This window comes from Sphingomonas sp. S2-65, assembly GCF_021513175.1.
In the GTDB taxonomy this organism is placed as follows: Bacteria; Pseudomonadota; Alphaproteobacteria; order Sphingomonadales; family Sphingomonadaceae; genus Sphingomonas.
Window position 1 is genome coordinate 3,176,930 of sequence record NZ_CP090953.1, and the last position, 14,066, is coordinate 3,190,995.

At 66.2% G+C, this 14,066-nt stretch carries 13 protein-coding genes; 1 reads left to right on the forward strand and 12 read right to left on the reverse strand.

All coding sequences use genetic code 11. The features are described from left to right. Nucleotides 1-37 precede the first annotated feature (37 nt). The 10 genes from LZ586_RS14965 to LZ586_RS15010 all read right to left on the reverse strand — a co-directional run bounded on the left by LZ586_RS14965 (nucleotide 38) and on the right by LZ586_RS15010 (nucleotide 7,352). Nucleotides 38-1,102 carry an NAD(P)-dependent alcohol dehydrogenase gene (locus LZ586_RS14965; protein ID WP_235077075.1) on the reverse strand — a complete coding sequence of 355 codons (1,065 nt, stop codon included), beginning with the start codon at nucleotides 1,100-1,102 and terminating at the stop codon, nucleotides 38-40. Nucleotides 1,103-1,226: 124 nt separating this feature from the next. Beyond that, nucleotides 1,227-1,754, reverse strand: a complete 528-nt coding sequence (locus LZ586_RS14970; RefSeq protein WP_235077076.1) for a hypothetical protein — start codon at nucleotides 1,752-1,754, stop codon at nucleotides 1,227-1,229. A 61-nt stretch (nucleotides 1,755-1,815) separates the two neighbouring features. Beyond that, complete coding sequence (miaB, locus tag LZ586_RS14975; protein WP_235077077.1) at nucleotides 1,816-3,126, reverse strand: tRNA (N6-isopentenyl adenosine(37)-C2)-methylthiotransferase MiaB; 1,311 nt, start codon at nucleotides 3,124-3,126, stop codon at nucleotides 1,816-1,818. 8 nt (nucleotides 3,127-3,134) lie between these two features. After that, nucleotides 3,135-4,016 (reverse strand): lysophospholipid acyltransferase family protein, encoded by an 882-nt coding sequence (locus LZ586_RS14980; protein ID WP_235077078.1) that lies wholly within the window; start codon nucleotides 4,014-4,016, stop codon nucleotides 3,135-3,137. Then, the gene (locus LZ586_RS14985; RefSeq protein WP_235077079.1) at nucleotides 3,988-4,410 is read right to left on the reverse strand and encodes a Fur family transcriptional regulator; all 423 of its coding nucleotides are present in this window, start codon (nucleotides 4,408-4,410) and stop codon (nucleotides 3,988-3,990) included. The genes LZ586_RS14980 and LZ586_RS14985 overlap by 29 nt, the downstream gene beginning before the upstream one ends. A 112-nt stretch (nucleotides 4,411-4,522) precedes the next feature. Continuing rightward, entirely contained in the window at nucleotides 4,523-4,939 is a 417-nt protein-coding gene (locus tag LZ586_RS14990) for a MucR family transcriptional regulator (protein WP_235077080.1), read from the reverse strand. 107 nt (nucleotides 4,940-5,046) lie between these two features. Next, nucleotides 5,047-5,520: a GNAT family N-acetyltransferase gene (locus LZ586_RS14995; protein ID WP_235077081.1), complete on the reverse strand. Its 474-nt coding sequence runs from the start codon at nucleotides 5,518-5,520 to the stop codon at nucleotides 5,047-5,049. Then, the gene (gene tsaB / locus LZ586_RS15000; protein WP_235077082.1) at nucleotides 5,517-6,149 is read right to left on the reverse strand and encodes a tRNA (adenosine(37)-N6)-threonylcarbamoyltransferase complex dimerization subunit type 1 TsaB; all 633 of its coding nucleotides are present in this window, start codon (nucleotides 6,147-6,149) and stop codon (nucleotides 5,517-5,519) included. The genes LZ586_RS14995 and tsaB overlap by 4 nt, the downstream gene beginning before the upstream one ends. 4 nt (nucleotides 6,150-6,153) lie before the next feature. After that, on the reverse strand, nucleotides 6,154-6,744 hold the full coding sequence (locus tag LZ586_RS15005; RefSeq protein ID WP_235077083.1) for a malonic semialdehyde reductase: 591 nt from the start codon (nucleotides 6,742-6,744) through the stop codon (nucleotides 6,154-6,156). A 29-nt stretch (nucleotides 6,745-6,773) separates the two neighbouring features. Next, a complete protein-coding gene (locus LZ586_RS15010; RefSeq protein ID WP_235079827.1) occupies nucleotides 6,774-7,352 on the reverse strand; it encodes a NifU family protein in 579 nt (192 codons plus the stop codon). Nucleotides 7,353-7,508: 156 nt separating this feature from the next. Here LZ586_RS15010 and LZ586_RS15015 point away from each other — a divergent pair, with 156 nt between their 5' ends. Next, entirely contained in the window at nucleotides 7,509-10,361 is a 2,853-nt protein-coding gene (locus LZ586_RS15015) for a M16 family metallopeptidase (RefSeq protein WP_235077084.1), read from the forward strand. Between the two features lie 129 nt (nucleotides 10,362-10,490). Here the strand turns inward: LZ586_RS15015 and LZ586_RS15020 are convergent, their stop codons facing one another. Then, nucleotides 10,491-12,275 carry an AMP-dependent synthetase/ligase gene (locus LZ586_RS15020; protein WP_235077085.1) on the reverse strand — a complete coding sequence of 595 codons (1,785 nt, stop codon included), beginning with the start codon at nucleotides 12,273-12,275 and terminating at the stop codon, nucleotides 10,491-10,493. 38 nt (nucleotides 12,276-12,313) lie between these two features. Next, nucleotides 12,314-14,032: a gamma-glutamyltransferase gene (gene ggt / locus LZ586_RS15025; protein WP_235077086.1), complete on the reverse strand. Its 1,719-nt coding sequence runs from the start codon at nucleotides 14,030-14,032 to the stop codon at nucleotides 12,314-12,316. Nucleotides 14,033-14,066 lie beyond the last annotated feature (34 nt).

The following is a 14,066-nucleotide window of genomic DNA, read 5'->3' on the forward strand; positions in this document are numbered from 1 at the left end:
GAAGATGCATCGATCTTCCCCCTGCCATGCGATTGCGTCAGTCCTGCTTCAGCGACGCCATGTCGATGACGAAGCGGTACTTGACGTCGCTCTTCACCATCCGCTCGTACGCGCCGTCGATCTCCTGGATGTCGATCATCTCGACGTCCGACACGATGTTGTGATCGCGGCAGAAGTCCAGCATCTCCTGAGTCTCGGCGATGCCGCCGATCAGCGAGCCGGCAAGCGAGCGGCGCCCGAACACCAACGTGCCGACGTTGAGCGCGGGATGCGGCTCTTCCGGCACGCCGACCAGCGTCATCGTGCCGTCGCGCTTGAGCAGCGCCAGGAACGGGTCGAGATCGTGGCTTGCCGCCACCGTGTTCAGGATGAAGTCGAAGCTGCCGGCATGGGCCGCCATCGCGTCGGCATCCCTGGACACGATCAGGTCGGCCGCCCCCAGCCGCTTGGCATCGTCGCGCTTGTTCGGGGAGGTCGAGAAGACATAGACCTCGGCGCCCATGGCCGCGGCGATCTTCACGCCCATATGGCCCAAACCGCCCAGGCCGACGATGCCGACCTTCTGGCCGGGGCCGACCTTCCAGTGCTTGAGCGGCGAATAGGTGGTGATGCCCGCGCAGAGCAACGGCGCCACCGCGGCAAGGTCCTTTTCGTCATGCCCGACCTTGAGCACGAAGCCCCGGTCGACGACGATGTGATCCGAATAGCCGCCGAAGGTGTGGCCGCCGAGATGCTTGTCCGGACCGTTATAGGTGCCGACGAACCCGGTCTTCTCGCAATATTGCTCCTCGCCGGCATTGCAGGACGGGCAATCCTGGCAGCTGTCGACCATGCAGCCGACGCCGGCGATGTCACCCACCGCCAGGTCGGTCACGTCGCTGCCGACGGCACTGACGCGGCCGACGATCTCATGGCCGGGTACGCAGGGGTACAGCGTGCCGCCCCACTCGCCACGCGCGGTGTGCAGGTCCGAATGGCAGACCCCGCAGAACAGGATGTCGATCGTTACGTCGCGCGGGCCGGGATCACGGCGCTGGAAATCGAACGGCGCGAAGGACGATTCCGCATCGTGCGCGGCATAGGCTTTGGCTGGGGTCGGCATGGAGGCTTCCCTGATCTTTGCTTTGGAATGGGCGCGATATCGCGCGAAGCATAGATAGGGAGGATTGCCCGCGTTTCAGGGGGAGGCGGGCCGTTCCGGGCAAAAATGCTGCCGCGCGCGACCGTCAGCGGCACGCCCCCTTGCGAAGCGCGTATTTCGCAAAGGGTTTTTGGACGCCGCCCTTGCTTCGGGCGACGATCTCCCAGGTGAGGCGGTCGCCCGCGATGCGCCAGCGGTTTACATAGGCATTGTCGGGATATTGGTAGGTCATGTCGAACCCGTCGGCGCGGCTTTCGCCACGGGCGGACGCCGCGAACGCGCCCCCGAAGCTGTCGGCCCAATATCCGACGATAGGCTCCGCCGCCTTATTCGGCTGCTTGCCGCCGCCGCCCAGGATCAAGTGCGCCGCATATTGATCCTCGGGATCGGCGATCGCGCTGCTTGCCGCCTCCACCGCCACCATCGCATCTCCCACGATGGGATAAGCGGATATCGCCACCGCCACCGCCTTGCCCATCACCTCGCCGCGCCCTTCCCAGCATCCGCTGAGCGCGCGTACCGATGCCGGCACCGGCGTGGCAGCGGGCTCCGCGGCCGGTGCGGCGGACGATGCCGCGAGCAGGGCCGCGGCGACGCAAAGCTTCTCGATCATGGGTCCCCGCATTTTCAGAACGCTGCCGTAACGAAGCAAGTCTTCGCACTCAACCATAAGCTCAAGCCGCCGCCTTCACCCGCTCCATACCCGCCAGCGAATTGGGATCGGCGCGGACGATGTCGACCTCCACCATGTCGCCGATCTGCGCGCTTGTCGTCAGGTGCACCGACTGGAGCCACGGCGACTTGCCGAGCATCTGCCCCGGCAGCTTGCCCTTGCGCTCGATCAGCACCTGGCACGTCTTGCCCAGCGTCGCGGCATTGAACGCCGCCTGATCGCGATTGAGCGCGGCCTGCAGCCGCTGGAGCCGCGCGTCCATCACCTCGGCCGCTACCTGCCCTGCCATGTCCGCTGCCGGGGTGCCCGCGCGCGGGCTGTACTTGAAGCTGAAGCACTGGGCGTAGCCCACCGCGTCGACCAGGCTCAGCGTCTCGGCAAAGTCCGCTTCGGTCTCGCCGGGAAAGCCGACGATGAAGTCGCCCGACAGCGCAATGTCGGGCCGCGCAGCGCGGACCCGCTCCAGCAGGCGGAGATAGGAGTCGCGGCTATGGCTGCGGTTCATCGCCTTGAGGATGCGGTCGCTGCCTGCCTGCACCGGCAAGTGGAGGAACGGCATCAGCTTCTCCACCTCGGCATGCGCGCGGATCAGGCCGTCGCGCATGTCGTTGGGGTGGCTGGTGGTGTAGCGGATGCGGTGCAACCCCTCGATCCGGTCGAGCGCGCGGATCAGCCCGTGCAGCCCGGTGCCCGCGTCATCGTCCCACGCATTGACGTTCTGGCCCAGCAGCGTGATCTCGCGCGCGCCGGCATCGACCAGCGCCTTGGCCTCGTCGACGATCGCCGCGAACGGGCGGCTGATCTCGGCACCGCGGGTATAGGGCACCACGCAATAAGTGCAGAACTTGTCGCACCCTTCCTGCACGGTCAGGAACGCGCCCGGGCTCACCTTGCGGCGGGCAGGCAGCGCGCCGAACTTGCTGAGTGCCGGCATGTCGGTGTCGAGTGTGGCGGTGCCAGCGGCGGCATCGCGCACCAGCTCGGGCAGGTTGTGATAGGCCTGGGGGCCGACGACCACATCGACCTTGGCGCGGCGAACGATCTCCTCGCCCTCGGCCTGCGCGACGCAGCCGGCGACGGCGATCATCGGCGTGCGCCCGTGCTTCCGCAGCCGGCCAATGTCCGAATAAACCTTCTCGGTCGCCTTTTCGCGGATGTGGCACGTGTTGAGCACGACGAGGTCGGCGGCATTGGCGTCGTCGGTCGCGGTCATGCCCTGCGCCGCCATCAGCTCGCCCATGCGCTCGCCGTCATAGACGTTCATCTGGCAGCCGAACGACTTGACGTGGAAGGTCTTGGGAGTCGGTTTCATCGGCGCGCCTATACCGACTTCTCTTCCGAAGGGGGAGGGTTGCTGCGCGCTTGTTCCACATAGGCGAAGGGGCGGGGCGCGTGGCCGAGCGCGGCGGTCAGCGCCGCCTCGATCCGCCTGCGGCTTTCGGCGGCGATCGCCTTGCGGCCAGGAAAGTCAGCGGGGTCGAACGGTTCCAGGAAATGCACCCGCAGCGGGAAGCTTCCCCTGCGCGCCAGCACGCGCCGGGCATTGTCGAGCCCGCTTTCCTCGCCGACCCAGCCGATGTCCTCGCCGGCCGCGCCGTAATCGAGCAGAACCGGCTGCACCATTACATCGGGCGGCGGCGGTTCCAGCACGCGGAGCATCGGCGTCTTGAACGGCAGCAGCGACTTGCCGTCGGTGGTGGTGCCTTCGGGAAAGACGGTGATCGCCCAATTGCCGTCCAGCGCGGCGCGCAATTGTTCGATCTGCCCGGCCACGCCCATTCGATTTTCGCGGTTCACATAGACGGTGCGGTTCAGCCCGGCCAGCCAGCCGACGACCGGCGCCGCGCCGATCTCCGCCTTGGCGACGAAAGCAGTGCCGCTCGCGCCGCCCAGCGCCAATATGTCGATCCAGCTGACATGGTTGGAGACATAGAACACATCGCGCCCACGCGGCGTGCCGATCGTCTCCACCCGCGCTCCGACGATCCGCGCGACCCGGCCTAGAAAGCGCCGCGGCCAAGGCGAGGGGAGGCGGAACAACCGCCAGGCCCCGTGCACCGGCACATGAGTCAGCACCGCCAGCAGCAAAAGGCCGACGCGGCGCCACATCCGTGCCCGCTCGGCAAACGTCAGGGTGATGCGGTGCCCATCCGCGGCAGCCGCGCGCCGCGGATCAGGGCTTGCGGTCGAGGGCGACGCCATAGAGCTCCATGCGGTGATCGACGAGGCGGAAGCCAAGCCGCTCGGCGATCTGCTTCTGCAGGAGCTCGAGCTCGGGATCGACGAACTCGATGACCTTGCCCGACTCGACGTCGATCAGATGGTCATGATGCGCCTCGGGCGCGGGCTCGTAGCGGGCTCGCCCGTCACCGAAATCATGGCGGTCGAGGATGCCGGCCTCTTCGAAGAGGCGCACCGTGCGGTACACCGTTGCAATCGAGATGCCGGGGTCGATCGCGGAGGCGCGTTCATAGACCTTCTCGACGTCGGGATGATCCTCGGCGTCCGACAGGACGCGCGCGATCACCTTGCGCTGTTCGGTGATGCGCAGGCCTTTTTCCTGGCACAGTGCTTCGAGGTCGATCTTGCGGGGCATGGGCGCCGATGTAGCCGCATTGGCGGCACGGGAAAAGGGGCGGACATGCAAAACGCCGGTGCGGGCCTGCGCTCGCACCGGCGTTTGACGTTCGCGCGGGAACGGGGTGGGCTTAGCGCGTCTTGCGACGCTTGGTGCCCAAGCCGATCTTCTTAGCCAGCGTCCGGCGCTGCTCGGCATAGTTGGGCGCGACCATCGGATAGTCGGCCGGCAGGTTCCACTTGGCGCGGTACTGCTCCGGAGTCATCTGATAGTGCGTCATCAGGTGCCGCTTCAGCATCTTCAGCTTCTTACCGTCTTCCAGGCAGACGATGTAGTCGGGCTTTACCGAGGAGCGGACCGACACGGCCGGTTCCTGCTTCACTTCGGGCTCGGCTGGCGGCGAACCAAGACCGGTCAGCGCGCCGTGAACATTTTGAATGAGCTGCGGAAGATCGGATACGGCAACGCTGTTGTTGCTGACATGTGCCGCGACGATGTCCGCCGTCAACGAAATGAGCGTTTCCTGAATGTCCGATGAAGAGTCCATGATATTCCTTTCGACCCGATATGGGCGACTATTACTGTCCCCTCGCCGGTCCTATCGGAGCATTTCGCACAGCGTGCAAGCCGTTAACCCTGGGTTCGGGGAATTTTTCAGCGCAACCTTCGAGCATAGGTCTGTGCATCGAACAATTGACCGGTCTTGCCCCGATAATAGTCTTTGCGTTCACCAACTTTGTCGAAGCCTTCACTCCGGTACAACCGGACGGCATCGTTACCGGCACGCACCTCAAGGTGTAGTTGCTGGGCTCCGCGCTCTTGTGCTTCGGCAAGTATCGCGCGGACCAGCGCCGAGCCGATGCCGCGCCGCTGTGCCGAACGGCGGGTCGCGAGCAGGAGCAGTTCGGCATCGCCAGCGATTTCCCGCGCAAGCGCGAAGCCGGCATCTTCCCCTTCGGCGCTGGCGATGACCAGCCACACCCCGGGAAGCGACATCATGCCCAGGCATTGCGGTCCGGTCCAAGCCTCACCGAACTGCGGGTCGAACGCATCCTGCATGATCGCGTTTACCGATGCGATGTCCTGACTACCGCCCTCGCGCAATTCGGTCAGTTGGACACGAGTCATGCCAGCCCTCGCTCGGCGAGCGTCTTAGCGTCGGGCGCGCGGCCGTAGAGCGGGCGCGGCGGCAGCGCGGCGAAAGCCGCCGGAAGGCGTATGGCGTCCGCCGCATCGGGCAATGCCTCACGCAAGTCGAGGCCGGCCTGCAACGCTGCGAGGCGGGGCACGCCACTGCCGATGGCCCGCCGCCCGCCCAGCGCTTCGAGCGCGGCGACCGGAAGGTACGACGCAAGCGGGCTTTCCTCCCGAAACGGAGACGACGCGAAGCTCTGCATAAAGACTTCACCGTGGCCCCCTTCGAGGACGACAGCAAGCGACTCGAGGTCTGAGTCGGCGTGGAAAGCCGACGCGGCGAGCAGCGCAAGCGATGAGTAGCCCCGCACCGCGCAGCCCCAGCCGATCGCCAGCCCCCGCGCCGCCGCCAGTCCGACACGCACGCCGGTGAAACTGCCCGGACCTACATCGACCAGGATATGGTCGGGCCGGCCCTGGGCGGGCAGTTCCGCGACCATCGGGATCAGCCGCTCGGCATGGCCGCGGCCGACGACTTCGTGCCTGTGTGCCACGACCGCCCCGTCGCGCAGCAGCGCAACCGAGCAGGCGGCGGTGGCCGTTTCGATGACGAGGGTAGTCACGCCCTCAGACGAGGCGATTGAACTTCTCGAATTCGGGGCGGGGAAGCCGGTCGTGGATGGAGGAAGGATCGCCATGGCCAATCGTGCAGATGAAGTTGGACTTCACGCCGGGCTGGTCGCTGAAGAACGCCTCGTCAACGCCTGCATTGTCGAAGCCCGACATCGGCCCGGTGTCGAAGCCCAACGCGCGGGCGGCGACGATCAGGAAGGCGCCCTGCAGCGAAGAGTTGCGCAACGCGTGATCGCGGCGGCTGTCTTCCGGAAACCAGTCGCGCGCGCCTGGCGCATGCGGGAACAGCCACTCGAGATGCTCGTGGAAACCCAGGTCCATGCCGATGATCACGGTGACCGGCGCCTTGCGGATCTTGTCGGGATTGCTGCCGGTGGCGAGCGCGGCGAGCTTCTCCTTCGCTTCCGGGCTGGTCACCCAGACGAAGCGGGCCGATTGCTGATTGACCGAGGTGGGCGCCAGCTTCGCGAGCGCGTCGATACGGCGGATATCGTCTTCGGTGATCGGCGCATCGGTGTAGCCGTTATAGCTGCGCGCGGTACGAAAGATCGTATCCAGCCCTGCATCGTCCAGGGGTTGGCCCATGCCTTATATCCTTTGTATTGGGAGAGGGATCAGACGGCCCGGACTTCGGTCACCTCGGGAACGTAGTGCTTGAGCAATTGCTCGATCCCGTTCTTGAGCGTCGCGGAAGAAGACGGGCATCCCGAGCAGGCGCCCTGCATCTGAAGGTAGACCTTGCCCGCATCGAAGCCGCGATAGACGATGTCGCCGCCGTCATTTGCTACTGCGGGGCGCACGCGCGTCTCGATCAGTTCGCGGATCTGCGCGACGATGTCTGCGTCCTCGGGGTTGTCGCCGCCAAAGTCGGCAGCCTCGGGTGGGACGCTGAAGCCGGCGGCATTGCTCGCGCGGAACAGCGGCATGTTGGCCGAGAAATGATCGAGAAGGATGCCGAGGACGTCGGGCTTCAACCCGATCCAGTCGACGCCGGGCGCCGCGGTGACCGAAATGAAGTCGCGGCCGAAGAATACGCCCGTCACATCGCCCAGTCCGAACAGCGCGTCCGCGAGCGGAGAAGCCTCGGCTTCCTCGGGCGTGGCGAAGTCGCGCGTGCCCGCTTCCATGACGGCACGGCCCGGAAGGAACTTGAGCGTGGCTGGATTGGGCGTCGGTTCGGTCTCGATCAGCATGATGTCCATGTGGTCCCATGTGCGCGATCGATCAACCCGCGGCGCGGAAACAGTTGGTTTCACCCCGGCACCGCCCGCTTTAGGCTGCCGCGCCCGTACACCTCCGCGAAAGCTTCGCGCTGGCAAGGCTGTCCGCTCCCCACTACATGAGGCCGCATGCTTCGTTCCTTGCGCACCGCGCTTCTCGCTTCTTTTGCCGTTCTTTCGCTCAATCCGGTGCTGCCGGTTCAAGCGCAGACTGCTCCCCGTCAGGTCCAGACCGCCGATGATCCCTGGCTCTACAAGGGCAGCGACCTCGTCCATGACGCCCAATGGAAGTTCGGGCGGCTGTCGAACGGCCTGCGCTATGCCGTGCGCAAGAACGGCGTGCCGCCTGGTCAGGTTTCGGTGCGTGTCCGCATCGATGCCGGATCGCTGATGGAGCAGGAGAAGGAGCGGGGAATCGCCCACCTGCTCGAGCACCTGTCGTTCCGCAGCTCGGTATATGTGCCCGACGGCGAATCCAAGCGGATCTGGCAGCGGCTTGGCGTGACTTTCGGGTCGGACAGCAATGCCAGCACGACCTTTACCCAGACGGTCTACAAGCTCGATCTGCCGATGGCCACGCCTGCTGGCCTGGACGAGAGCATGAAGATCCTGGCGGGCATGATGTCGGGGCCGGTGATCAATGCGACATCGCTGAATGCCGAGCGCCCGGTGGTCGTCGCCGAAGGACGCGAGCAGCCCGCGCCGCAAAAGCGCATGCAAGACCAGATGCTCGAGCTGATGTTTGCAGGCCAGCCGCTCGCCGACCGCGAGCCGATCGGCACGCCCGAGACGCTGACCGCGGCGACGCCCTCGACGGTGCAGGCGTTCCATGATCGCTGGTATCGGCCAGAGCGCGCGACCGTGATCGTTGTCGGCGATGTGGATCCAGCGGTGCTCGAGGCGATGGTGGTGAAGCACTTCACCGCGTGGAAGGGCGTTGGCGACGCGCCCAAGAACCCCGATTTCGGCAAGCCGGAGACTGGCCATCCCATCGCCGCCAGCCTGGTCGAATCCGCGCTGCAGCCGGTTGCGATGATGGCGATCGTCCGCCCATGGACCGTGTTCGCCGACACCGTGATCTTCAACCAGAAGCGCATGGTCGACCTGGTTGCGGTTCGGATCATCAACCGGCGGCTCGAGTCGCGTGCGCGCTCGGGCGGGCCGTTCATCGCCGCGGGCGCCGACCTGAGCGACATCGCGCGTTCGGCCAACATCACGACCGTGCAGGTGCTGCCGTCGGGCGACGACTGGGAAGGTGCGCTGCGCGAGGTGCGCGGCATGATCGCCGACGCCGCCGCGACTCCGCCCACCCAGGCCGAGATCGACCGCGAACTTGCCGAGATCGGCGCGTCGATGCAGCAGCGGATCAACACCGCGCCGGTCGAAGCTGGCGCCAGCCTCGCGGATGATTTGGTTGAAGCCGTCGACATCAACGAAACCGTTACGACGCCCCAGGCCAGCTACGACATCTTCAAGACCGCGATCGCGGCCAAGATGTTCACGCCAGCGACCGTGCAGTCTGCATCGAAGCGCGTGTTCGAAGGTACCGCGGTGCGCGCGCTCGTGAATACCCGCACCCCCGACCCCCAAGCCGTGACCAAGGTGACCGCCGCGCTCAACGCCAACATCACCGGCGCGGCGAAGCGCAGGGCGATCGGCAATGTCAGCATCGACCAGCTGCCCAAGCTGGGCAGGCCGGCGACCGTCACCAGCCGCGAGTCGTTGCTGCCAGGTACCGACATCGAGAAGGTCGTGCTCTCGAACGGCGTTCGGCTTCTGATGCGTCAGGACGCCTCGGAAACCGGCAAGGTCTATGTCAATGTGCGCTTTGGGCGAGGCCTGAACGCAGTGTCAGGGGACCGGCCGACGCCGCTCTGGGCCGGCGAGCCTGCGCTGATGGCCAGCGGCATCGGCAAGCTCGGGCAGGAGGAACTCGATGCGCTGACCGGCAACCGCCAGATCGGCCTCAACTTCGACATCGGGGAGGATGCGTTCAGCTTCCTCGGCCAGACCAACAAGGCCGACCTTGCCGACCAGCTTCGGCTGTTCGCGACCAAGCTGGCCTATCCGACCTGGGACCCCAACCCGGTGCTGAGGGCGAAGGCGGCGATGCTGTCGGGCTATGCCGGGCTCTCCGCGTCCCCCGACGGGGTGCTGGGGCGGGATCTCGAAAGGCTCAGCCATTCAGGCGATCAGCGCTTCGGCCTGCCAAGCCGCGAAGTGATCGAGGCGACCACGCCTGCGTCCTTCCGCAAGTTCTGGGAGCCGCTGCTTGCGACCGGGCCGATCGAAGTCGAAGTGTTCGGCGACATGGATGCCGAGGCGACGGTCCAGGCAGTCGCCGCAACCTTCGGCGCGCTCAAGCCGCGCGCTGTCGCTACAACTCCCGCCACCCCGGTAAGCTTCCCTGCGCACGTACTGGCGCCGGTGGTGCGGACCCACACCGGCAAGAACGATCAGGCCGCGGCGGCGATCGCCTGGCCGACCAGTGGCGGCACCTCCGGGATCAGCGAGAGCCGGCGGCTCGACCTGCTCGCCGCGATTTTCCGCGACCGGCTGATCGACCAACTGCGCAGTCAGGCTGGCGTCAGTTACTCGCCCAACGTGGCGAGCCAATGGCCGCTCGGCATGGCTGCGGGCGGCAAGCTGATCGCATTGGGCATGGTGCCGCCGGACAAGACCGCGTTCTTCTTCAAGCTTGCGCGCGACATCGCCGGCGACCTAGTGGCCAAGCCGATCGACGCCGACGAACTCGCCCGCGCCGTCGCGCCGCTCAAGCAGCAGATCCTGCGCGCTTCCAGTGGCAACATGTTCTGGATGCGGCTGGTGGCGGGTGGAAGCTATGACCCCGCGATCGTTCGCGGCGTCCAGACGCTGGCCGAGGATTATGCCCGCGTTACTCCGGCGGATATCCAGGCGTTGGCGGCAAAGTATCTGCGGCCGGAGGCGGACTGGACGATGACGGTGGTGCCCGAGAAGTAAGTGCCGCAGCTTTCGTGGCGGCGGTCTCTGAGGCTTGAGCCTGCGGTGACGCCCCCTCCCGTCACGCTTCGCGCGCGACGGGAGGGGGGATCGCGTTAGCGAGTGGTGGAGGGGCGTCGCTGCAGGCGGTCAGTACAGCGCGTCCAGCCGCTCGCCATAGACCTGCCGCAGGATGTGTCGGCGGATCTTCAGGCTCGGCGTCAGTTGCTCGTTCTCGATCGTGAACGGCTCGTCGGCGATGATGAACTTGCGAACCCGCTCGGTCACCGCCAGCTCGCGGTTCGTACGCTCAACCGCTTGCCCGACTGCAGCCTTGTATTCGGGATCGCGGCTCAGGTGCCTAAAGTGGCACCGCGTGCCGTTCTTCGCGCACCATTCGGCGGTCCATTCGGGATCGGGCACGATCACCGCCGTCATATAGGGCTTCTTGTCGCCGGCGATCATCGCCTGGACGATCTCGCTCTGCAGGGTCAGCATGCCTTCGACCTTTTGCGGTGCGACATTGTCGCCCTTGTCGTTGACGATGATGTCCTTCTTGCGATCGGTGATCTTGATGCGGCCCTTGTCGTCGATCAGGCCGATGTCGCCGGTGTGGAGCCAACCATCCTTGAGGACGCGCGCGGTCTCCTCGTCATTGCGCCAATATCCATGCATGACCAGTTCGCCACGCACCAGGATCTCGCCATCCTCGGCGATCCGCACTTCGGTGTTGGCAAGCGGCGGGCCGACGGTGTCGTGCTTCAGCCCCGCCTGCGGCCGGTTGCACGAGATCACCGGCGCGGCTTCGGTCTGGCCATAGCCCTGCAGCAGAGTGAGTCCGAGCGAGTCGAAGAAGATGCCGACTTCCGGGTTGAGCGGCGCGCCGCCTGAGACCATCGCCTTGATCCGCCCGCCGAAGCGCTTGGAGATCTTGGGCTTGAGCGTGGCGTTGATCAGCAGCTGGGTCGGCTTGTCGAGCAACGAACCGGTACCCGCCGCCTTCTTGCCGCCCAGTTCCAGCGCCTTGCCGAGCAGGTAATTGGCAAACTTGCCCTGCTTCTCGACCTGCTTGGTGATGCGGGTGCGCAGTACTTCGAACAGCCGAGGCACCACGACCATGATCGTAGGGCGCACTTCCTCGATGTTGGAGGCGAGCTTCTCCAGCCCTTCGGAATAATAGATCTGCGCGCCCAGTCCGATCGGGAAGAACTGTCCGCCGCTATGCTCATAGGCGTGGGAAAGGGGAAGGAATGAGAGGAACACCTCGTCCTCCCAGCCGAAATCCTCGGAGATGACGGTGCAGCAGCCATTGACGTTGTGCAGGATCGCGCCGTGATGCTGCATCACGCCGCGCGGAGATCCCCCGGTACCGCTGGTATAGATGATGCACGCCAGATCGGATCGGTTGAAGGTCGCCTGCGCATCGACATGATCGGGGTCGGCGGGATGGTCCGCGATCAGCTGGCGCCAGTCGTGAAAGGCAAGGCTGCCCTGCTGGCCGATGCGCAGGTCTTCGATGCCGATGATCATCCGCGCCGAGGAGGACCGGATCGCGGCGGGCAGCAGCGTCTTGGCAAGCTTTGCGTTGGCGACGACGATCGCGCACGCCCCCGAATTCTCGATGATGTGCAGATGGTCGCGTTCGGTGTTGGTGGTGTAGGTCGGCACCGTCACGCAGCCTGCGGCCATGATCGCCAGGTCGGTGATGCAGAATTCCGGCCGGTTTTCCGCCACCAGCATGACCCGGTCACCGGATTTCAGCCCCAGCGCCTTGAACGCGGTCGCCAGGCTGGCGACCTGGCGCGCCGTCTCGGCCCAGCTGGTCGGCTGCCAGGCACCGTCGGTCTTGTGCCACAGAAATGGTGCTTCGCCCTTCTCCCGCGCGCGCGCGAAGAACATTTGCACCAGGTTTTCGAACCGTTCGAGTGTACGCATCCTTCTCCCCTGTTCGGGTGCGCTTATGCGCATCCCGATTATTCCGACGGCCGGTTCGGCTGCGTGCCTATCCGGCGGATAACGGTCGTGCGGCCCTGCTGGTCCATCGCCGCGCCTTCGCTGCGCGGATCGGCGGCGCCGATCCAGCGCCCGCCGACCCGTTCGATCGCATTGGCCTTCAGCCCCATCGGCGCGGTCCGAACGGTCTCTCCCAGCGCCTGGAGCGCGGGCACTATCGTTTCCAGCGCCGTGCCCTGCTCGACCGTCGCGCCCGGCCCAGGGGCGTACAGCAACCCCAGCCCGATCGCGTCCTGCGCCGAGAGTTTCCAATCGATCACGCCGATCAATGCCTTGGCAACCTGAGCGATGATCGTCGACCCACCGGCCGCGCCGATCGCCAGGCGCACCTTGCCGTCTGGGCCATAGACGATGGTTGGTGCCATCGAGCTGCGGGGCCGCTTGCCCGGCTCCAGCCGATTGGCGACCAGATAGCCGTTCTTCTCCGGCACGATGTCGAAATCGGTCAGCTGATTATTGAGCACCACGCCGTCCACCGACAGGCCAGAGCCGAACGGCCCCTCAACGGTGGTGGTCACCTGCACGACATTGCCGGCGTCATCGGCCACCGCCAGATCGGTGGTCCCGGACACTTCGCTTGGCGCGACCCGCACTCGCTTCGGAGCCCCGGCAGGAACGCCCGCGAGGACGCCGGGCATCGTCGAGGTAGGATCGATCAGCGCGGAACGGCGCGCGATGTAGCGGCGGTCGAGCAGCCCCTTGAGCGGCACTCGCAGATAATCGGGATCGCCCAGATACTGATCACGGTCGGCATAGGCCAGCCGCGACGATTCGGCGAACACGTGCCAGGCGGCCGGCGAGTCCTTGCCGAGCCCGGCCATGTCGAACCGCTCGAGCTGCCGGAGGATCATCAGCACGGTGATGCCCCCGGAGGAGGGCGGACCCATCGAGCAGATCTTGTAGACACGATACTTGCCGCACAGCGCTGGGCGCTCCTTGGCCAAGTACGCGGCAAGGTCACCGGCGGTCATCTTCGACGGATTGCGCGGCGCGCCGTTCACGGTCGCGATCAGCTTCTGCGCCTGTGGGCCGACATAGAAGCTGTCGGGGCCGAGCGTCGCCACGCGTTCGAACAGCGCGGCCTGTGCGGGGTTGCGGACGGTGGTGCCGACCGGCAGCGGCGCACCGCTCGGCTGAAAGAAGATCGCGCGCAGCCCGGCATCGACATGGCCGCCGAACTGGGTGAGCGAATTGTTGAGCCGGGGCGTGACCTGGAAGCCGTCGCGCGCCAACCGGATCGCCGGATCGAACAGCCTGGCCCAAGGCAGCTTGCCCGCCTTGCCGTGCGCCAGCGCCATGGCGCGCAATGCCCCCGGCACCCCGACACTGCGCCCGCCCGGCACCGCCGCCGCATGGCTCATCGGTCGCCCGTTGGCATCGTAGAACCAGCGCCCGTCGGCGGCCATCGGCGCGGTTTCGCGCCCGTCTACGCTGGTCGTGCGCCTCGACTTGGCGTCATATTGCAGGATGAAGCTGCCGCCGCCGATCCCGGAGCTCTGCGGCTCGACGACGTTGAGCGCCAGCATGGTGGCGATCGCCGCGTCGGTGGCGCTGCCGCCGGCGCGCAGAATTTCCACCCCCGCCGCCGCTGCCCGCGGATCGGCCGCGCTGACCATGCCCTGCGCCGATGCGGGCACCGGCAGGAACAGGAGGACGAGCGCTGCGACCAGTTTCTTCATTGCTTCAGGGACTAGCCCGGTTTGCCCGTGTGGC